This is a genomic window from uncultured Roseovarius sp. (assembly GCF_947489715.1).
Classification (GTDB): Bacteria; Pseudomonadota; Alphaproteobacteria; order Rhodobacterales; family Rhodobacteraceae; genus Roseovarius.
This window is the reverse complement of sequence record NZ_CANLER010000006.1, coordinates 197,959-224,128: the sequence shown is the minus strand read 5'-3', so window position 1 is coordinate 224,128 and position 26,170 is coordinate 197,959. Positions and strand designations below refer to the sequence as shown.

Annotated in this window: 17 protein-coding genes and 1 tRNA gene; 15 read left to right on the top strand and 3 right to left on the bottom strand. The window is 53.4% G+C overall.

Annotated elements, in window-relative coordinates; all coding sequences use genetic code 11:
- Positions 1 to 224: 224 nt before the first annotated feature.
- Complete coding sequence (locus Q1B27_RS16135) at positions 225 to 1,460, bottom strand: cytochrome b/b6 domain-containing protein (RefSeq protein ID WP_299848856.1); 1,236 nt, start codon at positions 1,458 to 1,460, stop codon at positions 225 to 227.
- A gap of 183 nt (positions 1,461 to 1,643) precedes the next feature.
- Between Q1B27_RS16135 and fabD the strand changes: the two genes are divergently transcribed.
- The 10 genes from fabD (at position 1,644) to Q1B27_RS16085 (ending at position 13,609) form a co-directional block, all read left to right on the top strand.
- Complete coding sequence (gene fabD / locus Q1B27_RS16130; RefSeq protein ID WP_299848855.1) at positions 1,644 to 2,588, top strand: ACP S-malonyltransferase; 945 nt, start codon at positions 1,644 to 1,646, stop codon at positions 2,586 to 2,588.
- Between the two features lie 67 nt (positions 2,589 to 2,655).
- On the top strand, positions 2,656 to 3,393 hold the full coding sequence (gene fabG, locus Q1B27_RS16125) for a 3-oxoacyl-[acyl-carrier-protein] reductase (protein ID WP_299848854.1): 738 nt from the start codon (positions 2,656 to 2,658) through the stop codon (positions 3,391 to 3,393).
- 423 nt (positions 3,394 to 3,816) lie between these two features.
- The gene (locus Q1B27_RS16120; RefSeq protein ID WP_085800856.1) at positions 3,817 to 4,050 is read left to right on the top strand and encodes an acyl carrier protein; all 234 of its coding nucleotides are present in this window, start codon (positions 3,817 to 3,819) and stop codon (positions 4,048 to 4,050) included.
- 564 nt (positions 4,051 to 4,614) lie between these two features.
- Positions 4,615 to 5,358, top strand: coding sequence for a 1-(5-phosphoribosyl)-5-[(5-phosphoribosylamino)methylideneamino] imidazole-4-carboxamide isomerase (locus tag Q1B27_RS16115; protein WP_299848853.1), 744 nt, complete (start codon positions 4,615 to 4,617; stop codon positions 5,356 to 5,358).
- Positions 5,359 to 5,482: 124 nt separating this feature from the next.
- Entirely contained in the window at positions 5,483 to 6,742 is a 1,260-nt protein-coding gene (gene fabF / locus Q1B27_RS16110) for a beta-ketoacyl-ACP synthase II (RefSeq protein ID WP_299848852.1), read from the top strand.
- Positions 6,742 to 7,896, top strand: coding sequence for an endolytic transglycosylase MltG (gene mltG / locus Q1B27_RS16105; protein WP_299848851.1), 1,155 nt, complete (start codon positions 6,742 to 6,744; stop codon positions 7,894 to 7,896). The genes fabF and mltG overlap by 1 nt, the downstream gene beginning before the upstream one ends.
- A gap of 513 nt (positions 7,897 to 8,409) precedes the next feature.
- Complete coding sequence (locus Q1B27_RS16100; protein WP_299848850.1) at positions 8,410 to 9,342, top strand: EamA family transporter; 933 nt, start codon at positions 8,410 to 8,412, stop codon at positions 9,340 to 9,342.
- A gap of 658 nt (positions 9,343 to 10,000) precedes the next feature.
- Complete coding sequence (locus Q1B27_RS16095) at positions 10,001 to 10,750, top strand: ABC transporter substrate-binding protein (protein WP_299848849.1); 750 nt, start codon at positions 10,001 to 10,003, stop codon at positions 10,748 to 10,750.
- 9 nt (positions 10,751 to 10,759) lie between these two features.
- Positions 10,760 to 13,063 carry an ATP-binding protein gene (locus Q1B27_RS16090; protein WP_299848848.1) on the top strand — a complete coding sequence of 768 codons (2,304 nt, stop codon included), beginning with the start codon at positions 10,760 to 10,762 and terminating at the stop codon, positions 13,061 to 13,063.
- A gap of 105 nt (positions 13,064 to 13,168) precedes the next feature.
- Entirely contained in the window at positions 13,169 to 13,609 is a 441-nt protein-coding gene (locus Q1B27_RS16085; protein ID WP_299848847.1) for a response regulator, read from the top strand.
- 51 nt (positions 13,610 to 13,660) lie between these two features.
- Here Q1B27_RS16085 and Q1B27_RS16080 read toward each other — a convergent pair whose 3' ends face one another.
- On the bottom strand, positions 13,661 to 14,341 hold the full coding sequence (locus tag Q1B27_RS16080; protein ID WP_299848846.1) for a hypothetical protein: 681 nt from the start codon (positions 14,339 to 14,341) through the stop codon (positions 13,661 to 13,663).
- Positions 14,342 to 14,587: 246 nt separating this feature from the next.
- On the opposite strand from Q1B27_RS16080, the gene Q1B27_RS16075 reads away from it, so the two are divergent.
- The 4 genes from Q1B27_RS16075 (at position 14,588) to Q1B27_RS16060 (ending at position 24,669) form a co-directional block, all read left to right on the top strand.
- A complete protein-coding gene (locus tag Q1B27_RS16075; protein ID WP_299848845.1) occupies positions 14,588 to 17,083 on the top strand; it encodes a chemotaxis protein CheB in 2,496 nt (831 codons plus the stop codon).
- Between the two features lie 417 nt (positions 17,084 to 17,500).
- Positions 17,501 to 20,059: an HWE histidine kinase domain-containing protein gene (locus tag Q1B27_RS16070; RefSeq protein ID WP_299848844.1), complete on the top strand. Its 2,559-nt coding sequence runs from the start codon at positions 17,501 to 17,503 to the stop codon at positions 20,057 to 20,059.
- Positions 20,056 to 20,619, top strand: a complete 564-nt coding sequence (locus tag Q1B27_RS16065; protein ID WP_299848843.1) for a hypothetical protein — start codon at positions 20,056 to 20,058, stop codon at positions 20,617 to 20,619. Before Q1B27_RS16070 ends, Q1B27_RS16065 begins: the two co-directional genes overlap by 4 nt.
- A gap of 435 nt (positions 20,620 to 21,054) precedes the next feature.
- Positions 21,055 to 24,669 (top strand): hypothetical protein, encoded by a 3,615-nt coding sequence (locus Q1B27_RS16060; RefSeq protein WP_299848842.1) that lies wholly within the window; start codon positions 21,055 to 21,057, stop codon positions 24,667 to 24,669.
- A 243-nt stretch (positions 24,670 to 24,912) separates the two neighbouring features.
- On the opposite strand, the gene Q1B27_RS16055 is transcribed toward Q1B27_RS16060, so the two are convergent.
- A tRNA-Ser gene (locus Q1B27_RS16055) sits at positions 24,913 to 25,002 on the bottom strand.
- Positions 25,003 to 25,210: 208 nt separating this feature from the next.
- Between Q1B27_RS16055 and Q1B27_RS16050 the strand changes: the two genes are divergently transcribed.
- Positions 25,211 to 26,116 carry an SPOR domain-containing protein gene (locus Q1B27_RS16050; RefSeq protein ID WP_299848841.1) on the top strand — a complete coding sequence of 302 codons (906 nt, stop codon included), beginning with the start codon at positions 25,211 to 25,213 and terminating at the stop codon, positions 26,114 to 26,116.
- The last annotated feature ends 54 nt before the right edge of the window (positions 26,117 to 26,170 follow it).

Sequence of the window (26,170 nt, the reverse complement as noted above, 5' to 3'; positions counted from 1 at the left end):
AAAGCTGCAAGGAGGGCGAAACCCCCATTTGATGAAAATCGCGCTGCCTAAAATATTGCGGCTGTTTGTGAACCCTCCGGGCCGATCCCGGGTTTCACAACATCAGGACATGGTATTAGGGTCCGGGCAGGGGCCGCTAATCAAGTGATGGTGTTCCGGGGGATTGAACATCATTGATGAGCTTGGCGCGAGCGATGCGCCTTTTCGTGCCAGTCCGACCCGGCCTATTGCCGGGTTGCCGTCAGCTCAAAACTGATCTCAACCGTAAAGCCAAGCGAGCCTTCATCCTTTACGTCGGTGCCGATCCCGAATTCCCGTCTGTCTACACTGAGGCTGCCGGTGGCGGTCGCAGTGTCGCCATCTATATTCAGGTCAAATGGCATCTCTACGGGTACAGCCTGATCTCGGATTGTGAGTGTGCCGACTGCAACATGGCCATCATCACGCACCATCAGATCGGCAGCAAACACAGCCGTGGCATGACTGCCGGTATCGAGATATCCCGCGCCTTTTGCCTGATCGGTGACCGAACCGAGGGTCAGCGACGTTGTTGCAATCGTGACCTCGACCTGACCATGTTGGCCAAGGTCATCTGGCGTCTCGTCATAGCTGATATCGGCTGTCCAATCGGCAAAGCTGCCGGTCACATCCGACCCAAGCTGGCGCACGCTGATGCTCAGCACCCCCTGCTGCACCTGCCAATCGCTTTCCACCTGTGTCAGCGCGGGCGCTGTGGCGCTATCTTCGACAGCGCTGTGGGAATGGGAGAACCAACCCAGTGTTGCGGCCCCGCCAAGGGCGCAGGCCCAGATTGCCAGCGCGGTGACAAAGGGCAATGCGTGGTTTGGTTGCTGCGCGGTCGGCTCCGCCGGTGTCTGTCCCGGCAGCATGCGGCGCAGGGTGGCGTCGCCGTCCATGACATGATGTTTCAACGCGCCCACGATGTGCAGACTGATCGCCGCAACCAGTACCCATTGCAGGATGTAATGCAACGTGCCGGTGAAATCCGCCAAATGTGTGTCTTTGGGGACAAAGGGCAGCGACTGGCCAAAGGGCCACCAGATTGGTGCAAATCCGGTCGTGGCCGCGTGGTGAATCCAACCGGTCAAAGGCACCGCCACCAACGAACCGTATAGCAGCCAGTGAACCGTTTCGGCCAGCCATGCCTCGGTTGCATTGTCACCGTTCAGCAGCCCAGGTTTGGGCTGGTTGAGCGCCCAGAGAATGCGGGCAATGGCAATGACGAAGACGCCTACACCAATTGTTTTATGTAGCGAAAACAGCGTGGTGGTCAGTTTTAGCGTTGCCTCGTCTGGAATGGCATTGGGGTCTTGTAGCGTATGGGCAAGATTGCTGGCGATGATCCCAAGAGGGATTGCGGAAAGGATCAGCAACGCGGTCAACCAGTGAAAAGTCTTGGTCACGGCGCCATAGGTGGTGTGCGAGTTGCTGAGTGACATGCGGGCGTTTCCTGTTTGCGATGTGCTAGAGTTTTAGCTGATCCGCGGGCGGGAGCAATCGCAAGTCACGCACATGTGCCGTGCAAAGATGCGCCAGACAGGAGAGCGAGCCTAGGCTTGGGCGTTGCCACTGACGGGCAGGCGCGGTATCGGAAGAAAAGGTTAATAGGAGGCAAGAGACAGATGAGCCGAGCATTCGTATTTCCGGGGCAGGGTGCACAGACCATCGGAATGGGCAAGGATTTGGCAGAGGGCTACCCGGCCGCCAAGGCCGTTTTCGACGAGGTCGATGAGGCATTGGGCGAAAAGCTGTCGACACTCATTTGGGAAGGGGATCAGGACACGCTTACCCTGACCCAAAACGCGCAACCGGCCCTGATGGCAACCTCTTTGGCGGCGATGCGCGCACTGGAGGCGGAAGGTGTCAGCATCGGCGCGGCTGCATGTGTGGCGGGTCATTCGCTGGGCGAATATTCGGCGCTGGCGGCAGCGGGTGCGCTGAGCATTGCCGATACGGCCCGTTTGCTGCGGACGCGGGGTGAGGCGATGCAAAAGGCGGTACCGGTGGGCGTGGGTGCAATGGCGGCCTTGCTCGGTCTTGATTTCGAAGCCGCGCGAGAGGTGGCTAAGGATGCTGCGCTGGATGAGGTATGTCAGGCTGCGAATGACAATGATCCGGGGCAGGTTGTCGTCTCGGGCCACAAGGGCGCGGTGGAACGCGCGGTTGATCTGGCCAAGGAGCGCGGTGCCAAGCGGGCGATGCTGTTGCCAGTCAGTGCACCATTTCACTGTGCTCTGATGGAGCCGGCCGCCGAGGTGATGGCCGAGGCGTTAAGCCAAATTGAGATAGAAGGGCCTGCCGTACCGGTTGTGGCCAATGTCGTGGCCGAGAATGTCACCGATCCGGAGATGATCCGGTCCTTGCTGGTCCAACAGGTGACGGGATCGGTCCGTTGGCGGGAATCTGTGATGTTCATGGCGGCGCAGGGTGTCAACGAGATCTGGGAAATCGGTGCGGGGAAAGCCCTGTCGGGTATGGTGCGCCGCATCGACCGGGAGATTGCCTGCCGCGCCATTGGCACGACTGATGACGTAAAGGCTGCCGCAGAAGCGATGCAAAACGGTTAGGCCGCCACAGCGCGGCATGCAGACAAAAAATGCGATAGGGACAGGAATTTGAAGAAGGAGGACGTCAATGTTTGATCTGACGGGAAAATGCGCACTGGTCACCGGTGCCTCGGGGGGAATCGGGGGGGCTATTGCCCGCGCGCTGCATGGCGCGGGTGCAACTGTTGGATTGAGCGGAACGCGTATCGAGCCGCTGGAGGCGCTGGCCGGGGAATTGGGTGCACGTACGCATGTGCTGCCCTGCAACCTGGGTGACGCCGATGCTGTCGATGCGCTGCCGAAACAGGCCGCCGAGGCCATGGGCGCCGTTGATATTTTGGTCAACAATGCCGGTATTACGCGCGATCAGATTTTCATGCGCATGTCGGATGATGAATGGCAAAGTGTGATTGACGTGAACCTGACCGCGACAATGCGGCTGTGTCGGGGCGTGATGCGTCCAATGATGAAGGCTCGTTGGGGCCGGATCATCAATATCAGCTCAATCGTAGGTGCCACTGGCAATCCCGGTCAGGTGAATTATGCAGCCTCAAAGGCGGGTATGGTTGGAATGACCAAATCCATCGCCGCCGAGGTGGCCAGCCGGGGGATCACTGCCAATGCGGTCGCCCCGGGCTTCATTGCCACGGCCATGACCGACAAGTTGAATGACGAACAGAAAGGCAAGATCAACGCCCAGATTCCGGCGGCGCGTATGGGTTCCGCCGAAGAGATTGCCGCGGCAGTTCTCTACCTTGCCAGTCCGGAAGCAGGCTATGTGACAGGAACGACATTGCATGTGAATGGCGGGATGGCGATGCTCTGAGACAGGCGGGCTTGGTCGGGCATGGGAATCAACGTTGCGCTTGTGTGAGCGTTAAGCCGCATCGATGACGTGATTTTGTGGCAAAACAGCCGTGAATGTGGGCGTAAGACAGTTGTTTTCCACCAAATATAAGCGGAGTTTTGTGCCAGATTACAAAAACTTAAGTAAGGCCTTTGGTAGTGTCGCAATCTGTGCCCCCCTTGCAATTTCTGCATGATTGACCAATTTGGGAAAACGTTTGCCAAAGGCGCGCCATGTGCTATAGGCGGCGCAGATTGGCCAAAGGCATGATGCGACATGTCCACTGGCAGCCCGTTAGAGGGTGACAAGAGCCGCCCGAGGGGGCATATGAGAAAGCCGCTACCCGACCTGAGCGGGAGCTATAACGGGCCACAATGCCCAACAGACTATGAGGATTATGACATGAGCGATACCGCAGACCGCGTAAAAAAGATCGTTGTTGAACACCTTGGTGTTGAAGAAGACAAGGTGACCGAGAACGCCTCCTTCATCGACGATCTGGGCGCAGACAGCCTGGACACGGTCGAACTGGTCATGGCCTTTGAAGAAGAATTCGGCATCGAGATTCCCGATGACGCGGCCGAAAATATTCAGACCTTCGGCGACGCGGTCAAATTCATCTCGGACGCATCATAAGCTAAGCAGCTTATTCCGCCTTATGAAGGCCCTGCCAATTGGCGGGGCCTTTTGCTTTGGAATGATAGTGTTTGTCTGGTGACGCTTTACCTACCCTCAGGTAATCGGGAAATTTGTCAGGCAATGAATTTTTTTCGGCATGCATCGAACCGTTGGAGGTTTGCGCCCAAACCCCCGGAGCTCTTGCCCGACGGCAATACCAAACTAACAACGGAGTTCGCCGGGGTTGCCGTAATTTTGGCACACGACTTAGCACCCCCAATCAAATCTTGGTAAAGATAAGGCTGAGCTTTTCGGACTGACAAGGTGTCGGTACAACCGCGCAAATCTTAGCTTTTAGGTGCTAGAATAAGAGGAACTCTACCCTATCTGAGGGTAGGTTTTCGGGGGCGCTTCAAACATCACGTGCGTTATTCGACCGTTTACCTGACCGTCGCACAAAGGCGATAAGGCCGCGAATAGACTCCATCATGCCGATTTGGTGATATCGGGATTCGGGTTTAGAATGCATAGCTGTTTCGACCTGACACAACGTCAGGGAGATTGATTCTGAGGATCAGCACAATGATCATCTATCCGACTTTGGAAATTCTGAACGGTAAATGTGTGTCCCTGACACGGGGACGGTTGGAAGAGCCCGTTATCTGGCATGTCGATCCCATAGAAACCGCGCAGCAATTCGCGGCCGCAGGAGCGGAATGGATGCATGTCACCGACATGAATGCCCTGCGAGGTGATGGTAGTAACGATGCGTTGCTGGAAGAGATTATTCGCGCTGCGCGTATCCCGGTGCAGCTTGGTGGGGGATTCCGGTCGCGCGAGCGGGTCGAACATTGGATCGACCGGGGCGCCGGGCGCATCGTGATCGGCACAATGGCGACGCATGATCCTGACCTGGTCAAGGAACTGGCAAAGCGCCACCCGGACCAGATTGTCCTGGCGATAGATATTTTCCAGGGCGAGATGATGACCGATGGCTGGCGTTCACCAAGTGCGTTCAGCCCCGAAACTTTCCTTGATGCTTTCGAAACCACACCGCTTGCGGGTGTCATCGTGACAGATATCGACTCGGATATCGACGACCAGGAAGCGCATCTGGGTGTAATTTCGGGCCTGGCGGCAAAAACCCGCCATCCGGTAATTGCGCGCGGTACGGTACGCAGTGCCGATGATGTGTCGCGCTTGAGATATGTTGCCAACATCTCGGGCACGTTGATTGGCCGGGCGCTGTTGGCGAAAGATGTCGATCTGGCTCAGGCGTTGTCCGTGGCGCAACCGCAGCCTGAACCGACTGCAGAATTCCAATAAGTCTAAAAAGCCTCGGGGCGACCGGATCGGCAATTCCATTCCGGTCGTTCCTGCGCCATGGTCTTGCCCCCCGGGGGCAAGGCAGGGTATGAGCAGCCATTGAAATACGAGAAAGGGCAGCATCATGCGGCGTGTCGTTGTCACCGGTCTTGGGCTGGTTACTCCCCTGGCAGATGGGGTTGAGGAGAGCTGGAAACGTCTGTTGGACGGTCAATCCGGCGCGGGCCCGATCACCCGGTTTGACGCCTCGAATGTGGCGACAAGTTACGCCTGCGAAGTACCCTTGGGCGATGGTAGCGGCGGCACCTTTAACACCGACACCTACATGGAGCCGAAAGAGCGCCGCAAGGTTGATGATTTTATCTGCTACGGTATCGCCGCGGCACAGCAGGCGGTCGAGGATGCGGGCTGGACACCAGAGGATGAAGAGAGCCGCCAGCGCACTGGCGTGATGATCGGATCCGGCATTGGCGGATTGCGCTCGATCGAGGAAACCACGCTGATCATCCGCGACAAGGGTGTGCGTCGTGTGTCGCCGTTCTTTATCCCCGGCGCGCTGATCAACTTGATCAGTGGCCAGGTCGGCATTCGTTATGGATTCAAAGGGCCGAACCATTCTGTGGTGACCGCTTGTTCAACCGGTGCGCACGCGATTGGCGATGCCGCGCGGTTGATCATGTTCGGCGACGCCGATGTGATGATTGCCGGCGGTGCCGAGGCCGCTATCTGCGAAATCGGGATTGCCGGGTTCAATGCCTGCAAGGCGCTCAGCACCAAGCGCGCCGACGACCCCAAGGCCGCCAGCCGCCCCTACGATGAAGACCGCGACGGATTTGTCATGGGCGAAGGCGCGGGCATCGTCGTGCTGGAAGATTATGAGCACGCCAAGGCGCGGGGCGCCAAGATCTATGCCGAAGTTCTGGGCTATGGCCTTTCCGGTGACGCCTATCACATCACGGCGCCGTCCGAAGATGGCGATGGCGGCTACCGTGCCATGGTCTCGGCGCTGAACCATGCCGGTGTCACACCGGCGGAGGTGGATTACATCAACGCTCACGGTACCAGCACCATGGCCGACACAATCGAGCTCAAAGCTGTTGAACGTCTGCTGGGCGATGCGGCGGGCAATGCCACGATGAGTTCCACCAAATCCGCCACCGGGCACCTGCTGGGCGCGGCGGGCGCGATTGAGGCGATCTTCTCGATCCTAGCGATCCGCGACCAGGTGGCGCCGCCGACCATCAACCTCGACAATCCGGCTGTCGAAACGCCGCTTGACCTGGCCCCCAAAGCCAAGCGCGAGCGTGAGATCAATGTTGCGCTGTCGAACAGCTTTGGCTTTGGTGGGACCAACGCGTCGGTCTGTTTTGGGAAAGTGCGCTGATGTGGCGGCATATCGCCTCGAATGCGCTAACCTTTCTTGTCGTTCTGGCCTTTCTTCTGGGCGGGGTCATTCTGTGGGGGCAGAATGAATATACCTCCCAGGGTCCGCTTGAGGATCGTATTTGCCTGCGGGTCAAGCCCGGCTCGAACATGCGCGGCGTGTCTAAGCAGCTTGAAGAACTCGGCGCGATCACCAACGGTTCAATCTATCGCGTAGGGGCGGAGTATTCTGGTAAAAATAGCCAGTTGAAAGCAGGAAGTTGGCTGGTACCTGAAGCTGCCAGTATGCAGGAGATTGTCGAAATTGTGACCCGCGGTGGTGCCAGTTCCTGTGGCACCGAAGTCGTATACCGTATTGGTGTAACCCGGTCTGACGCGCGCGTGCGCGAACTTGATCCAAGCACGGATGAATATGTTGAGCAGGCGGAATTTGATCTGGTTGAAGGCGAGCGGCCCGAGATTTATTCAAAGGTTCGCGGTGAGAACGACACCCGCTACCGCATCGCCATCGCCGAAGGTGTGACCAGTTGGCAGATCATCAACGCATTGGGCCAGATCGACGTGTTGGAGGGTGAGGTGGCCGAGATGCCGCCCGAGGGCAGCCTGGCCCCAGACAGTTACGAGATCAGTGCTGGAGATACAGTAGCCAGTGTTGTCGAGCGGATGCGTACGGCACAAGACCTGCTTCTTGCAGCGGCCTGGGAAAATCGCGCCGAAGGCATCCCGCTGAAAGACCCGTATGAGGCGCTGATCCTGGCGTCGATCATCGAAAAGGAAACCGGTGTGTCGGAAGAGCGAGGGCAGGTGGCCAGCGTCTTTACCAACCGATTGGAACAGGGCATGAAACTGCAGACTGACCCGACAGTGATCTATGGGATCACCGAAGGGAAGCGCGTGCTGGGCCGGGGTCTGCGCCAGAGCGAGTTGCGCAAGAGGACCGACTGGAACACCTATGTGATCGACGGTTTGCCACCCACGCCTATTGCGAACCCGGGTCGCGCCAGCCTTGAGGCAGCCGTAAATCCTGAAGAGACGGATTTTATCTTCTTTGTGGCAGACGGCACTGGCGGGCACGCCTTTGCCAAGACGTTGGAAGAGCATAACCAGAATGTTGCCAAATGGCGCAAGATCGAGGCTGAACGCGCGACCGAATAGGTACACTGAACGATTGCAACTTCCTGACAACTGAAAAATACCGGCCTGACAGACCTTCTCGGCCGCAGCTTTCTACTTGCCAGATTTCCGGGTGATCTCTTGCATATGTGCTGACCGGCTACAGACGCTTACGAATGCACTGGCATCATGAGCCAAAAACTGGGATGCGTGCAGTAATCGAAATTGTCATCACTTACGAAAGCAATTTCGAACGCGGTTGGCACACAGTGGCTGCCAACGGATTTTAGCCAACCGGTTCCCTCAAGGCAGACTTTGCATGTTGATGCGGCATAACGTAGTTGGGCGCATAGAAGTCCATTCTATGATGCAAATTACTGAGTCAAGCACGTCATGGTGAAGCGCTCGTCGAGCAACATAAAAACCACCAATAAATCCTTTGGCTTTTTTAAAGCGACACTGTCGGTTTGGCTCTGATGCGATTTTACGGTATGATCCGGCATTATTGTTTGAAGCAGTTTCGTATTATTTTAATTTGCAATCACGAGATTTGGTATGTTGCCGCTATGGGTTATCTTGGGCTTAGGGGGCGTATTGTTTTCGGTCTTTGGGACGATGTTTGATAAGTATCTTTTGGAAAGATACTTCAACAGCAAAGACCAAGGCGGACCTGGGGCCCTTATCATTTTCTCTGCTCTATTCGCAGTCACCGTTGTTCTGCTCGTCGTTGCGCTGAGATATTCCGCTATTGATTTCAGTCTGACTGTTGGAGCGGTGGGGATTTCGGCAGGCGTTATCAATGGGTTGTGGATATTAATGTACCTGCACGCCATGATCCGGGCGGATGTTTCTAACGTCGTACCGCTTTTCCAGACCGTGCCGATCTTTGGTCTTGTCTTTGGCGCAGCCATTCTGGGAGAGTATCTGACCGGCCCTCAGGTTCTGGCAGCCTTGGTTATCATGTCAGGAGCGATCGTCCTGATGTGCAAAATAGACAGCGGGCGTCTGGGCTTGGATGTAACATCCATGGTTCTGATGCTGGGATCTTCCTCTTGCGTTGCACTCTCTCAGGTTGTTTTCAAATCCGCCGCTGTGGACGCAAATTACTGGACAGCAGCCTTCTGGCTGGGTGTTGGATACATGAGCTTCGGCGCGTCACTTTATAGGTTTGTTCCAACCTACAGGCGACAGTTCCTGACCTTGTTCAGCAAGCGGCGGCTTCAGATCATCGGCGTGAACGCCCTAAACGAGGTATTTGATACGGCCGGTGATCTGATCATTCTTGCGGCCGTGGTCATAGGGCCTGTTGCCTTGGTCCAGTCTCTAAACGCCTACGAGCCAATGTTTATTTTTCTGCTATCCTTGCTGCTGATGCATCTTTGGCCATCTTATTTTCAGGAAGACATTTCTACGTCGGCGCTAATCCAGAAATTTTCCGGAATAACAATCATCGTTTTCGGCAGTATTTTCCTATATTCGGCCATCTGAAAATCCAGGCCTTATTGGGAAACTCCGGCTTGATTGAAATCGTGCCTCAGAATGGTGCGTGGATTTTTCAGGCTCCAATGTCGTCTAAATTGGACATATCCAAAGCCCAGCTTAGTTCAGACCGGTCTTTCACCACCGATCGAGATCAGAATTTGAAGAAGAAGCGAATTGCCGTGACACAGCTCTTCCAAAGCGAGGGACTCGCAACGTCATCAGCTGCAAATAGTGAAACAAGAGCCGCGGCACCATGATCTAATGGCTATGCTGGACGTGGGTATTCGTTAATGGCTCAAACGGACAGACAAATTTTGTTCTTGTCGGATGGGTGCGATGGATTACGAAATCGAAGATGGTGCCCATGGGACGCTCCAGCGGCGGCTAGATGCTTGCGTTTTCTGATTGCTAACGGATTGGGAAAACCGCCCGAATTGATGATGTACAAACAGTTCTAGCGCGGTCAATCGTTCATCGTCGAGCAGTCTCTTGGTCCGTATCGCATTCGAAAATTTGGCGACTGCTGCAGCTCGTTGGCTATCAGTACATTTCTCGCTATAGTGGAAACCGCGGAACAGAAAATTACACTCGAGATTGAATTTCTTGTCCGCTAAATCTCGCTGATCTTCGGATTGGATTTGCTTAGAAAACAAGTGATGTTCTGGTGTCATTCAATACCAACTGGTTTCTCAAATTCGCTGCTTGTTTCGTATTCCTTGGCAATGCTTCAGTCGCTTCGGAACCGATTACTCTGGTCGCAGATGAATGGCCGCCATTTTCCGGGAGCGAACTGCCAGGGAATGGAATATCCATGGATATCTCGCGCGCAGTTCTGGAACGTGCGGGATATGATGTGAAATCGGCAATATTGCCCTGGCCGCGCATTGTCAGTGGTGCGCAAACCGGGGAATACGATGTCATAACAAGCTTGTTTCCAAGCATTGAGATGCAGAATATCTTGCAATACTCGGAACCTTTCTACACGACAGAAATTAAATTTATTCAGAGAAAAGGAAGAGATATCGTTTTTGGCGATCTGAATTCCTTGCGACCTTACAGCATTGCAGTTGGGGCCGGGTTTCTTTACTCGCCTGAGTTCGACGAAGCCGATTTTCTCGAAAAAGTCGAGGTTACAACAACATTGCAAGGTATCCGGATGGTCGCCGCCAGCCATGTTGATCTGACTTTGGACAGCACGGATGTTCTGAGGCATTCGATTCTGCGTGATGATCCAAGCCTTGGTGATCAGATAGAATTGCTGGAGCCAGCGCTTGCCACGCAGAGCATCCACATGGCGGTGTCCACGTTTCGATCTGACCACGCGACAATCGTCGCAGAATTCAACCGGGCCCTCGAAGAGATGCAGGCGGATGGGTCTTTCGCCGAATTGCTGAAAAAACACAACGCGAATTAGGCGATGTTGATGGCAAAGAAATTAAATGGTGGGCTCGCCTATAAGTTGCTGATCGGTGTGCTTGTGTGCAGCACGGTCCTGTCTGCCGTTGCCACGACAGTACAGCTCTATGTTGCCTTTCAGAGACAGGACGGGTTGCTACATGAAATCACAGATGAAATCGAACGCGGCTTCGGCCAGAGCCTCAGCATAGCGCTTTGGTCTTTTGACGATGCGCAGGTCGACAAAATCCTTGATGGCATTCATGCGCAAGCGGATATCGCCTATTTGAAATTGTCCAACGATAGGGCGCGTGTTTGGGAACGCGGCCCGGACGATCCTGACGAGAACCTGCAAATCGACACGCTCAGCCTGATGCATACCGACCCCTTGAAAGGAAGCATTACGGTCGGCACCCTAGAACTTGGGTTAAGCCGTGCACATATCTGGTCGGATCTCTACGCGCAGGTACTGGTGGTGTTCCTGTCCAACATCGTGAAGACCGGCCTGGCATCAATCGCTATCCTGGCGCTCTTCCATCACTTGGTCAGCCGTCATTTGCGGAAAATTTCATCCTTCGTGTCCGAACCGAATTGGTTGGACCGCGCATCGGAGCTTTCGTTGGAACGTCGTCCGAGCCACGCGCAGGACGAGTTGGATTCGATTACTACCGCGTTGAATTCGACCCGTCGCGAGCTTCTGGATGTCAATCAAGACCTCAGGTCAACGAGTGAGCAGCTAAGGGCGGTCTTGGACACCACGGCAAACGGAATTATTGGCCTTGATCGCGATGGGCGTGTTGCTGTCATTAACCCGGCGGCGCGCCACATGTTGGGTGGGAAATCAGATGAGCCGCCTTTTGAATGGCCGCACGCAATCAAGTTCCTCGATATTATCGATTTGCATCCGCTTGATGCCTCATCCGATCCGATCAACCGGTCGCTTGCGGGTCAGACATTGATCAACGAAACGCAGCTGATGACGCGCGAAGGCGATGATCAAAACCGGTATGTGCGTGTCTCCAGCGCCAAGGTCGATGATCCGTCAACCGATCTGAGATGCGTTGTCGCGCTGGATGATGTTTCACAGCTGGAAAAGAACCGGCAGCAGGCGGAGCGCAAAAGCAGGCTGGACGCGCTTGGACAGCTTACCGGAGGGATTGCGCATGATTTCAACAACCTTCTTGCGACGATCCTCTATGCGATGCAGTTGACGCGCACTGATAATATTTCGGACCGTTCCGACCGGGTGCTTACGACGGCAATCGGCGCCGTGGAACGCGGCCGTGAGCTGACCGGACGCCTTCTGGCGTTTGCAAAGCGTCAACCCGGGCTGATGCAGTCGCGCACCGTGGATAAGGTTTTCACCGATTTTTCCGGGCTTGCACGGACGGCAATCGAAGAGACCGTTGAACTGAAATTCGTCGATACCGATCCAAACCTGCTTGTACATTGCGACCACGGACAGCTTGAAAACGCATTGCTGAACCTGACTTTGAACAGTCGGGACGCGATCATGCGTAGCGGCAAGGGCAGTCAGATCGTGATCAAGGCGCGTCCGGTCAACGAAGTGGATGCCGACCTGCTTTTGCGCCGCAAGGATCTGCACACTTATATCGCGCAGGGAATGCAGGAAGAACATGCCGAAGACGTCGCCAGAAGCGATATGCACGCCTACCGTTACGTTGAGATTTCCGTAACCGATGACGGGCCGGGCATGTCGGATGAAGTCAAAAAACGCGCGATCGATCCGTTCTTCACGACCAAGGATACCAACTCGGGGACCGGTCTGGGATTGTCGATGGTTTACGCCTTCATCCAGCATTCGGATGGCGAATTACGAATCTATTCCGAACTTGGGTTTGGCACGACGATCCGGATGATCCTGCCGCGGGGCACGATCGAGAATGAGCGCGAAAAACCTATGGCGCGCCTGCCGATCCAGCACGGCAATGGCGAGCGTATTCTTATCGCCGAAGACGAGGCGAGTTTGCTTATCATGATGGAAGAACTGCTGATAGAACTAGGGTTCGAGTTCCGGTCGGCCCGGTCCGGGACAGAAGCGCTCAAACTCATCGAGGACGGTCTGGAGTTTGATCTTCTGCTGACCGATATTGTGATGCCCGGAGGTGTCGGAGGCTTTGAGCTGGCAAAGCTTGCGCGCGTGCACCGTCCGGATCTGCCGATTGTCTACATGTCCGGATATACTGGCTTCACAACGACCGAAATGGGCAGCATCGTGGCACCTTTGGTGCAAAAGCCGTGCCCGCCCGCAGAACTGGCCAAGATTCTGGCTGAAGAGCTTCGGCGCGTGAAGAAAGAAGAACAGGATTAAATTTGTTGATGCGACGGGATTTTTCGAAACTGACGGACCTTTTGTTCTGTGTTAGAGCACAACCTAAGGCCGAAACAAAAACACATTACTTGGGTGGACCGAATCGTGGTTGATATTCTTTTGATGGATGACGACGAAGATTTTACGTCGGTACTTGATGAAGCATTGAAAAATGCAGGTCACAAAACGACGATTGCCCGATCGGCATCAGAAGCGCTTGAGTTGATCCGGCTTGAGAGATTCGACCTGCTGATCGCAGACCTGATTGTTTTTAAAGATAAAAAATCCGTCCCTGATGGGGGGATTTCTCTGATCTCACGGCTTAGAGGTCCGACAAACAGAAATTTAGAACCGTGGGCGCGAACGATGCCGATCATCGCGATTTCCGGGGCGATCCACAATTTCGGCATGACAAACATATTGAAGGTCGCGCAGTCTCTTGGAGCGGATATTGCCCTAGGCAAGCCGACAGATACCGAGGATCTTCTTCACGCGATCAACACGTTGACGAAACATGCACGCAAATCTCCGGCAGATCAGGCCTGACAAGCGCTGATGCGCCATCGCAGACCGTATCCTTGAAGGTTTTTCGCTGTCTCAATACTGTTTGGAAAGAGGAAGTTTTTCGGTGGTTTCCAATTTCATTGTCCGTGATCTGGCTGCGATCAACGCCGCGTCGGGTTCATTGACAAACCGTTTGACCAACTCGATCTGAAAGGAAATCTCATCCGCGCGTTCGGACAATCGTGCCCCAAAAGTGGACAGCGCCGCATCGGCGTCCAACAGCCCTGCCTTTGCTGCTTCACAAAGATTGATGATGGGCAGAGCAAGATCAGACATGACAAGTGATGCAAGTCTGCTGCTTTCATCAAGCAGACCATCCGCAAATCCAATATCCTTTTTGAAAGCGCGATTGAGGTTACCCAGAAAAAAGCTAAACCGAAAAATGACATGCAGTGAGCCATTATCGTTTTGGGAGACCATCATATGTGCACCGGAAAGTGTCAGTCCCGGAGTTTCAATCAACAAATCCTGAAAAGCGATAACCTCGGTTTCATGGCCGATGTTACTTAGGCAAGCCATCATCGCGTCTGCAATGGACTCCACGAAGACGTCATATAGCCTTGCATCGCCGCCAAAGGATGTTCTGTTCCGATAGCCCTGGCCGATAAGTTCACTTGAACGGACCTGAGCATCGCTACCATCCGGCAGGTTTAGTGTCACAACAAACTTTCGCGACGACACATCTGGTTCTTTGGCATAGGCGCAATCAGCCAACTGCATACGTTTCCCCATTTAAAATTCGCAACGTTCTGTTCAGAATTAGAAAGCAACTATTTACAGAAAGTAAACGCGGCGGCGAACGAAGAAGGATTTTTTCACTTTCATAAATACACTGGGATTCAGGTATGTGAGCGTTTTGCTAAGCAGGATTTTTTGAGAACTTTATTTCAGAATATTGGAATGGAGTTCCCTTGGGTTGATTTTTATATTAACGCCTAAACCTAAGGGGGATCGACTTCCATGAAAGATAAAGTACCAGAATTGACTATCATCGGTATTGGTTCATCGGCGGGTGGGCTTGAGGCAATTCGCGAACTTGTGGTCACTCTGCCTTCGGATTTGCCGGTATCTTACGTCGTTGTACAACACATGTCTCCGCACCACAAAAGCCTGATGACGGAGCTTGTCGCCCGGCAAGCCGACTTGATTGTAAAAGATGTGGAAGATCAGACCGTGCCCGAGCCGAATGTGATCTATGTAACGCCCCCCAATACGGATGTCGTTTATGAAGATGGGTGTCTACGCCTGAAGGATCCAAGCCCTGAACCCGCATCACCCAAACCGTCAGTGAACCGCTTTCTCATGAGTCTTGCCGATAATCATGGCGAAAAATCCATGGCAATTATCCTTTCTGGGACGGGCAGCGATGGTGCTTACGGTGTGCAGGCCATCCGCGAGGTTGGTGGAATTACCATCGCACAGGATACCGACAGCGCCAAATATGATGGTATGCCCCACGCTGCCGTTCAGACTGGCTGCGTCGATCTGATCCTGAGACCGGTGGAAATAGGAACTCACCTAGGCAAAATCCTGACATCGCTTCGCAATTTCGATAGCTTTCGTTCGAAATCCGACCAAGATACGCCGATCTCGGGCCTGCTGCAGATTTTGCTGGCCAAGACACGGGTCGATTTTCGCGAATACAAACAAACCACGATCAATCGCCGTATTGAGCGCCGGATGCTTGCCCTGGGGATCCACTCCCAGGAGGAATACACCCAATTTTGCCGTAACAACCCCGAGGCGGTCGATGAATTATTCAAGGACCTGTTGATTTCGGTCACCCGGTTCTTCAGGGACCCTGCTGAATTCAAGCAGCTTGAAAAATTGCTGCCGAAACTGCTTGAAGAGAGAGGCACCGCTCCGCTGCGGGTTTGGATCGCTGGCTGTGCGACCGGGGAAGAAGTGTATTCGATTGCGATGCTCTTGTCGGAGGCTTTTGGCGGCCCGACCGTTGATCTCAGATCGCGGGTGCAGATTTTTGCAACAGACATCGACAAGAATGCATTGAAAATAGCACGAGGCGGCGTTTATGGCGCTGCCGCTCTTGACGACATTCCCAAGGAGTTAGCTGAGAACTACATCATCCGCCAAAAGGATGGGATTCGCGTCATCGACAGCTTGCGCAATGCAATTCTCTTCTCGGACCACAATGTCTGTCAGGATCCGCCATTCCAGAATGTGGACCTGATCTGTTGTCGCAATCTTCTGATCTATTTTGGCAATAACCTGCAGCAAAAGGTCATGTCGCGTTTCCACTATGCCATGACCCAGCAGGCATTGTTGTTTCTTGGAACTGCAGAAAGCGTTGCAGGCTCGGATGAACTGTTTGTGCAGGATCGATCAAGTTCGCATATATTTCACAAACGCAAGCTTGCCAGTCCACCACGCGTTCCCTACAGCATGCCGAACCCGCAATACACCAAACGGGGGCCAAAGACCCCCGACAAGCCGGTCCGGACACAAACGACCGAACGGCAGCTTTTCGAGGCCCTCGCGCAATCACTGGGAAAGAACTCGGTCCTTGTGACGGACGACTATTCCATCGTGCGTGTCTACGGCAATGTTTCCCAATTTGTTGAGGTTGATTTCAAGTCTAATCTCAAGATGCATCTGGATCTCTTGCGAAGCCCCTTGCGCGAAGAGGCCCGCAGCCTGATTACAATCGCCTTGAAAAACGCCGAATACCGGGCGGGCGTAAGGCACCTTCTGGCCGAAAAGGACGAAGAGGAAATCCGGCTGGACGTGTACCCGATCGTTGCGAAAGACATCAATGAACGCGCGGCCTTGGTTGTCTTCACGCCTGTAAAGGTTGATAAGTCCACGCTTGTTGCCGCAGACATCAAGGATCTTGATGATGGCGTAGTGGCCGAACGCATTCGCTATCTGGAAGCCGAGGTTGCGTCAACGCGCGAGGCTTTGCAGCAGACCATTGAGGAGTTGGAAACCTCCAACGAAGAGTTGCAATCGCTTAACGAAGAACTGCAATCGACCAACGAGGAATTACAGGCCTCCAACGAGGAGTTGGAAACCTCGAACGAAGAACTGCAATCCACCAACGAAGAACTGATTACCGTCAACGAAGAACTCCAGGTTACCGCATCAGAGCTGATTGGCCGTACCGGCGAGCTGACTTCGGTGTTAGAAAGCACACCGCTCGCAATCATCGTGGTTGACAGCGCATTTCAAATCATACAGGCGACAAAACCCGCGATAGAAATTTTTGACATCAGACGCCCTCTTGGATCACCCCACATCAGCCAGTGCGCACTGCCCGAAGGGTATCCCAGCCTCGCGCCTATTTGCGGCGAAGCCTTGCAAATGGGTGAGACCGTAGAGCGGGAGTTCAGCGCCAAGGATAGCCGCATCAAACTTAGCTGTTCGCCATATTTTGTGGAAAACGGTCAGATTCAGGGTGCAACGATCGTCGTCACAGAGTTTCCAGATCCAGTCTGAAATCTCTACGAAACGATGAGTATCTAGCTATTATCAAATAGGTGGCTGCCAAGTGCTGTTTGTTGGCGTCTCTATCGCGCTAATGGAGCATTTTGCACTTGCGCCAAAAGCTGTTGTAGCTGATTTGGCTGAGTTCGTATTTAGAGGTCGCTCTAAATAGTGCGAAACAAGAATTTCATTGCCGCAGTATGAAATAGATAGCCGGTGGTCGTGCGACAAAAATTAACGGCGCTCATAGGGCCATTGCCGTTTGCACGACTAAAGCTGCAATAGCCTAGCTACCAAATACGCCTCTCCCAGTGCCCAAACTGCGCATCCGAGTATTTGCATTTGGCATCGATACGTGCGTCCGGAGGGTTAGCCAAAGGTCAACCAAAGTGAATTTAGGAGTCAATTTTTAGGAACCTGGGCCAAAGGATGAACATGATAGTCTCGACTTCTTCTGATTTGGCTTTGGAAGCTGCCTTGAAACGTTGTGCTTCCGAACAGGTACATATTCCTGAGTGTATCCAAGGGCATGGCGCAATCATCGCCGTCGACAACAGAACCCTTCAAGTCACACATGCTAGTTCCAATCTTGCAAGTATCGTTGGTTTGGATATTGCGGCCGTGTTGGGTAAAAACATCAATGATGTGTTTCCTGCTGAGCTAAGGCATGATCTGGTCAACGGTTTGCTGACTGAGAGTTCGATGCAAGAAAATCGCACGTTGGGTAACTACAAGCTTGTTGGCAAAAGGTTTGGTATCGCATCAGCAGCTGCAAAAAATGCGACCATATTCGAGTTTGAAGCTGTCGGGAAATCATCAAATTTGGACCGAAAGGCTGTGGATCACCTTGAGCTTCTGACCTCGCAGCTACAAAATGTCCAAGACAAGAAAACCCTGTTTGACAAGAGCGTTATGCTTCTAAAAATCTTGACAGGTTATCAACAAGTAATGGTTTACGAATTTGATGCTGAGGGAAACGGGAAGGTTCAAGCTGAAGCCCTTTCAGGACCAGGACAATCCTTTCTGGGGTTAAATTTCCCGGCTTGGGATATCCCCCAGCAGGCCCGGGATATAATGAGCTGCACACTATTTCGCTACATCGCGGACGTTAATGCGCAACCCATATGTGTGCTTGCGTCGGGCAACGATGATACACCGCTTAACATGACCTTCGCGCATCTCAGAGGCGTGTCTCGTGTACATCTAGAATATCTGAAGAATATGGGCAGGAGTGCAACCTTTACACTGAACATAATGGTGTCCGGGCAACTTTGGGGCATGATCTCGTTGCATAATTCTGCTGCGCGATATCCAGACCAATCTATCCGTGAGGTCTGTCGCAATTTCGCTCGCTTTTTTGCGCTCAAATTAGAAACGATCCTTCAGCACGAGCGACTCGAGAGACTTAACCAAGCCGAACTTCTGCGCAAAAAACTTGTAGATACTGCAGCCAGTAGTCGCTCAGGATCAATGTTTGATGCAGAGCTGCTCAAGCTATTGTGCGCTGCAATGAACGCCGATGGCATGATGCTGGCGTCTGACGGGGATATCCAAAATATCGGATTATGCGCGCCCCCCGAATGTTTGGACAACTTTTTACATTTTGGCCGAAATTGCGAAGAAGGTTTCCATTCTTCGTCGGTGTGTGAGGATCTTGAGAACTATACTGCCATATGTGGTTCCGAAATTGCTGGGCTGCATGTCACGCAAATTCCTGAAAATGGCTTTGTTGCTTTTTTTCGACGTGACCGAGAATATGCTACTACGTGGGCCGGAGTTCCGAAAAAGGAAATCGAGGGCGATGGCGAAACATTCAAGCTAAACCCGCGCGCGTCGTTTGAAGCTTATAAAACAACGGTGCGCGGGACAGCCATACCCTGGACGATCGAAGAACATCAGATTGCCAGCGACATCTGGGCAATTCTCATCAGTTCCGAGCGAAACGCGCTTATCGAAAAGACAACGCGTCAACAACAATTATTGATTGCCGAATTAAACCACCGGGTTCGCAATATGTTGTCTATGATACGGTCATTGTCGCGCCAATCCCAATCAACGGCCGTGAATATAGATGACTATATCCAGACGCTTGATGCCAGAATCGAGGCCGTCGCTTCGGCCCACAGCCTTGCGGTCGAAAAGGCAGGTTCGTCTGTCAGCGTTTATAACATACTGGAGCTTGAAGCGGCCCCCCACAACAACGGTAGTACCAGCATACATGTCAGCGGCGACGATATTGGCGTCAGACCAGATGTCGCGCCCATTTTCGCGCTGGTTATCCATGAGCTGATGACGAATGCTGCAAAATTTGGCGCTTTGTCGAAAGCTTCCGGGCGGGTGGACATTGTTCTAAAGCCATCAAATCGCGGACTCGATTTGCATTGGAAAGAGAAAGGTGGCCCGAAGGCTGCAAGACCAGTTCACAAGGGGTTTGGTTCAGTCTTACTTAGCAATGCCATTCCGAACGAGCTGCGCGGAAAATACAAGGCGCAGTTTCTAGATACAGGGTTTGAGGCAACAATCGCTCTGCCCGAAGAAATTCTCAGTCAAAAACGCTATGTTACAAGCTTCGACACCAGCAAAGCGGTATTCGATGGCCCGCCGTCGGTAACGGCATCGTCGAAGAAACCTCGTGACGAGATGCAGTGCCTTTTGGTTGAGGACAATTTTGTGGTCTCGATGGATACCACACGCATTTTGAACGAGGTTGGATTTAGGACAGTAGATACCGCTTTGACAAAGCAGGATGGATTGCAATCCCTAAGGAGAACTAAGCCGGATTTTGCCGTTTTGGACATCTCTCTATCTGGTGGCGACACCTCTTTTGGCATTGCGGAAGAGTTGAAAAAGCTTGGCCTGCCATTCGTTTTTGCGACCGGATACGGCGACGATGGAGTGCCACGTGAGAAGTTCCCTTATACCCCCGTTCTTAAGAAACCAGTGCTCAAAGCAGCGTTGGAAAGTGTCTTACAGGAAATGTGTTTATGACGGTTAACATCAACCTTGAACTGACGGCGCGAGCGCATCTTGCTTCATCCACCCGAAAGGTTCACGATGCCTTGCACAAGGATCCGTTGTTATCGAAACTGACTTCGCCAAATCTGACCGCGAAAGAATACTATGCCGCCTTGGCAGCGTTCGGTGCTTTCTATTTTGCAATTGAATCAGAGCGAAAGCGAATTGGTGTCTTTGAGCAGTTTTCCCTGTATCGCGAATGCGAGGCGCTGACCCGCGATCTGAATCCCCCTTTTCCGTCGCAGCCTATGATTTACTTGGCCAATGAATCAGAACTGCTTGGCGCTCTTTACGTTGCGCATGGGGCCACCTTCGGTAGGAACACATTCCGCGCCAACGTTTTGAAAGCTATGCCGGGTCGACAGCACCAATTTATATCACTTCAGATTGTTCCGAACCTCTGGAGGGAGCTCGTTGACAAATTGGAATCCCATTGCAAACCAGAGGGTGCGCTAGAACAGATGACCGCCGGTGCAGAGCGATCGTTTTCTTACATGCAAGCCGCGTGTATCAGATCAAGACAGAACGGATAGGTGATTGTCCCTCGTCACGTTGGATTTTATTTGATTTGAAGGAAGTGTCCCAATCAAACGTTCGCCAAGCCGGAGCCGTAATCGGTACGATTGACCTGATCCGCGCTTGCAACCTATGGTGGATAAATCACTGTGCCAAGGGTCATGCGATACGCTGATCGGGCGATTGGAGTCGATCTGGTAAGCCGCTATTTATAGGGTCCGCTGCAAAACCTTTCGTTATCTGGTGCTCGGGGAGGTCGCGAAGCGAAGGATGCAACCATGAGGATTTCTGCGCAAAAACCCCAGAACCGTGGTCATGTTCATAAAAAAAAATCAGACCGGCACAACCTAGCTTCCAAGGATGCTGCCGAATCCGTCCAGGTTTGCCGCCCTGGCGAGGTGGACAAAAGTCAGCGGATTCAAGGTCAGTCCCGTCTACGCTCGGTCGTTGAAATGAGCCCAAAGACGCAGGCGGTAGCACAGATGCGCGCGGGGATTTCGGCGCATGTCGCAGAACGTCGTTCCATCTCTCCTGTCAAGAGTGCCGTCATGCAGCGGGTCAGGCAAGATAAGGAAGGATGGTTCACGGATAACGGCACCGGGCCGTATGAAAGCGAATTCGACGCAAAATATCAGGAATATGCAGAGACTTATCCAGGGCAGGCACAGATCATCGAACGTTGGGAGAAGTTCACTCCGGCAAACATCGAAGTGAAGGAAATCGGCAGCTACGAAGATCTTGGTGAAAAACATGGCAAGACCTTCGGCGGTGGTAACAACGGTATGTGGGTCAGGGATAAGACCGACAACCAGGAATATTTCATCAAGGGTTATGCGCGCGAAAATATGCCAAAACCTGAGAGCGAGCCCTACCCCAAGGATATGAAGTCGCAGGATGAGGCGCCATTGATCGAGCCAAAGGAGGGGCTCGATGAAGACAGTCCCGTCAAAGTGCCACAGAAGAGTGGCGAGCCATCCGCCGCAAAAAAAGACAAACCTGCGCGAACAGGCGAGAAGAAGCCAGCGAAAAAGCAAGACCCCACGGCGAAGGAGCCCGCTGAAAAGCCTGCCGAAGAAGAAAAAGACCCGGTGTCACTTCAGGCAGAGGAGCGCTTTAAGGAACGTCTCAAGCAGGCGATGAAGAACAAGAAATCAATCTACGAATATATGGCGATCGAAGCCTATGCGAAGGCCGGTCTGGAACCGCCCTTTCGCTCACGACTCTACCAGGACGAAAAGGGGCGCGTGTTCGTCGCCAATGACTGGACCAACAATGTCGGTTCGGTACTCCCCAATGAGCGCCGGAAAGGAAGCGGCAAGAAAAAGGAAAGCCAGTTCGACCGCTGGGACAGGGCGAAGCTGTTCATTCAAGGTTCAGAAGCGTTTAAGAACGGCCTCGCCATGGATTTGGTGTTCGGCATGCATGACATGCTCAACGCCGATAACTGGAAATTCGTCGGTACCGAAGAAGAAGGGGATGTAAAGCCTTTCGATTTTGGCGGTCCCTTCGATGTGCGCGCCACCAGCCTGCAGGTCGACAAGGAAGGCAGGCAGGACAAAGAAGGCTGGGCAATCGCCGAAAATTCGAATGTTCTTGGCAAATGGCTGAACGAAGCGACACTGAGCATGTTGAATTTCGCCGAAGGGAAAGGTGCGTCGCAAAAAGAGGCTGATCAACGACGAAAGAAAAGCGTCTATGCGAATGTCTCGGAAGATATACTGAAGAACAGCGCCATGTTCGTGAAAGACAGGTGGGAAACGATCATTGGTTTCGTCGAGACCGAGCTTGGCAAGAAAGGTGTGCATCCCGAAGACGTAGAGGCGGTTGTAAAGGTGTTGAAAGTCCGGGCAAAGACGATGCAATTGCTGGCCAGCAACGAAATGCCTTCGGGACAATATATAGCTTGGAATCCGGATACGTCCCTAGCCGAGAAATTCCCAGGTCTGAGTGCCGATCCAAAGGCGCGGCGTGCAAGGCTGCAGGAGGATAAAACAACAGAACCGCTGGTTGCCACGGTGCCAAGGGAAAGGGTTGAAGGCGGTGGGCTGCTGCATACAGGGCTTGTCGAAACCGAGAGGAAATATGGAAAGATATGTGTGAGGGTCTACCAGACAGCTTTTGCCCCGCTGAACGACAAGACCGTCGATTCCAAGTTCAAGGATGTCTATCAGGATCCGCTGACCAACCAGATTCAGGTCTCGACCAACCAGAAGAAATCGGGCGAAGTCGCCTCGACCTGCTTTGGTGTGGGCCGCCCTCTCAGAGCGTTGAAATGGGCCGAGCAATACCTGACACAACATGGTGTCAACGCAGATGCACAGCCCGTCGTCCGCAGTTTTCTGGTACCGTATGAGACCTATCTGAAATTGCTAGACAAGACGATCCAGCATGGCAGTAAAAAGGAGCCGGCAGAGGATTTTATACAAAATATCGACAGCCATTCCGCACCGGATCAACTTGAAATGCGCGCCAGCCACCTTGCTGAGCTCAAGAAAAGTGCCCTTGCAGGCTCGCTTGATACCTATGTGATGAGCGCACCGCAGGAGTTCAAATCGACGGACCGTATCAGCCACGGCAACACCAAGCCCATGCGGGCGCTTTATGACAGGCTGGGTGTGCCGGTTTTCGCCGATACGATGTCGGACGAATACCACCCTTGGGTAACGCATGACAAACATGTGGACCAGAGCAGTGGCAGCGGCAAACGCAGGAAGCTACGCAGCCTGTCCGACATCATGAGTCGGCTTGACGAATTGACCTTGAGTCGAAAAGACGAAGCCCCGGAAGCCGAAGAGATCGAGGGAAACGAGGAAATCGAAGCCGCTGCGAAGCTGAAGCTTTTCCTGATCAAACATGTTGGTGAAAACTCACGGTATCTTGGGGCCGTGCAGCGTGAATACAGCCATCTGAAAAATGTGCGGGCGAATGAAGCGCCACCGGGCATCGCGCTTGATCCATCACCAGATATGACCGACGGGGACCGCGAGACGATCCTGCACAGCGAGATCGTGAGGTTCTACATGAACGACATCGTTGGTTCGGCCCTGACTCAGCTTGAAATCCTGCGGCAATACGGAAGCTGGACCAAGGCCGTGAACAAAGAGAAAAAACCGGACTGCACAGAAGGGCCGGAGGTTTACAGCTATAGCAGTTTTGACATGTCGCAGGATTTTGAAGGCCACCGCGCCCAGCATTTCAAGCCGATGATACCGTTCCGGTCGTTGCGGTGGGAAATGGCCAGCACATATCACCTCGAGAAATACGACAGCCGGCTGCGCGAAACACGCAGCAAGCGGGTGCTCGACAAAATGCGTGAAACCGGCCTGCTCAAGGGCGATCCGGGCCCGGCAGACCAATTGCTTGTGAACCTGATCGACTCGGATAACCCCGAACTGCTCGGACTGTCCGATGACGACATGATGGACCTGCTGATATCCACCGGCATCTATGGCAAGGCATGGATGAGTGCGGCGGCCGGCGACGAGGACGTCGCATTCTCGACCTCGCGGCGCTCGGAAGGATCAGCGGAATATCTCGCCGAAGATCTGGAAGGGATCGCCACCAGCCGCAGCAATCGCGAGGATAAGTCGAAAAACCTTGTGAAACGCGAAATCAACGCCGAACTGGGGGTCATTCCGGCGCTTGAGAAATTCACCGACAAGGGCTTGCGTTTCTCGCCCACACACGCGCCGCGCGGCAAACAGCGCACGGATATTTCGGCCTATGCGACCCTGGCCCGCGAACTTGCAAAACGCACAGAGGATATGTCCGAGGAGGGCAAACAGGATCTGGCGAATTCGGCACTCAAGGATGCGCTGGTCAGGATCAGGTCTAACCTTCGTGACAAGACCGATGAAAGCGTCTGGAAAATGGAATTTGCCCTGTGGAAGGCTACCACGCAAGAGATGACCAAGGGGCCCGGCGCCCTGTCGGACGCGCGCGCGCTGCTGGGAGAAGCCCTGAAAGATGTCAGCGACCCCACGGAACTGGACAACAAGATCAGCCAGGTTGAGAAGGATCTGGACAAGAATAACGATCTTGCCGCGTTCTTCGACACTTTCAAATAATGAACCCGCCAGTTCCTCTGTGACCTGCTCACAGAAAGTTGTCCGATTTGAACGCCTAGTGCAGCAAGGATTGGAACTCCCCCCATTTCTCGTTCAGTTTGGCGTTTTCATACTAATTGTATCTATACACAACAATGAAAATATCCGTGCGAGAGCGTCAGCGAGGTTAGGGATACCGTGGGGGTTTTACTTGGCTACGTAGACCTTAAGGCATTGATTTTTTAAAGATAACGGAAGAAGTGTTGGCGGAGGAGGTGGGATTCGAACCCACGGTAGACTTTCACCTACGTCGGTTTTCAAGACCGGTGCATTCGACCACTCTGCCACTCCTCCGACGAGCCTCTACCTAAAGAAGCCAGTTTGATTCTAAAAGACGTTGTTTTCTACATAAATTCGCCGAGTAGTCACCTGCGGACTTTTCTTAAACACGACAACTCGCTAGACTGCGCGCGCGGGGTCAATACTGCCGTTAGAGCACAAGACCTGGCCAGAACCGGGGAACAGCGCCTAAAAAGGCGTGATTACAGGCAAGGGGCAAGGCATGAGTTTTCAGCGCAAAGGCCAAAAGACCAGCTGGCGAAATGCCGTGCTGGTTGGAATTGGCATAGTGTTACTGGCAGGGTGCGAAGAGGGCGCGAAATTCAATCCGTTCAAGAACCTCAAGCAGAAAGACAAGACCACCGAGACAGCCAAGGATTCTTCACAATCGTCAGTAAAACTTATTGAGCGCGATGTAGAGGCGCCGGATGTTTTCCAGGTAACGGATAAGGGGCTCTGGGATGGACGTCCGTCTTTGGGCGGGGTTTGGGTGGCCCATCCCGATGTGAAAGATCCGGAGCGCGTCATCATCCGCAACAACGATAATTCGAAATTCGTGATTGGTGCACTTTTCCGGCGTGAACGCGCAAATCCAGGGCCGGTCCTACAGGTATCGTCCGATGCGGCGGCCGCACTTGGAATGTTGGCCGGTGCCCCTGCAGATCTGAACGTGACGGCCCTGCGCCGCGAAAAAACCCCCGATCCCGATGCTGAACCTGCGCAAGTTGAAGAAGCCGACGCCCCTGCAGAAGTGGAAGTAAGTTCACTTGATCCGGTAGCGGGAGCTGCAGCAGCTTTGGACGAATCTGAGATCGAAAGCGCTGCCGCGGCCAAGCCCGAAGCGTCACCGCAGCCTGCTGCGGCTCCGGCACCGACCGTAGCAAAAACGTCGTCTCTGACGAAACCCTTTATCCAGATCGGTATTTTCAGCGTTGAGCAAAACGCCAACAATACCGCCACTGCAATGCGCCAAGCAGGTATGGTGCCCACGGTGAAAGAGCAAAGTTCGCAGGGCAAGGCGTTCTGGCGGGTGATTGTCGGACCCGCAGCCAACAAGTCCGAGCGTGACGTGTTGATGAAAAAGATCAAGCGCGTCGGATTTGACGACGCCTATCCTGTAACTAACTAAAAGCTTATGACCATGAACCGCATTCTAAGCACTTTCGCACTGGTTCTTTTTTCC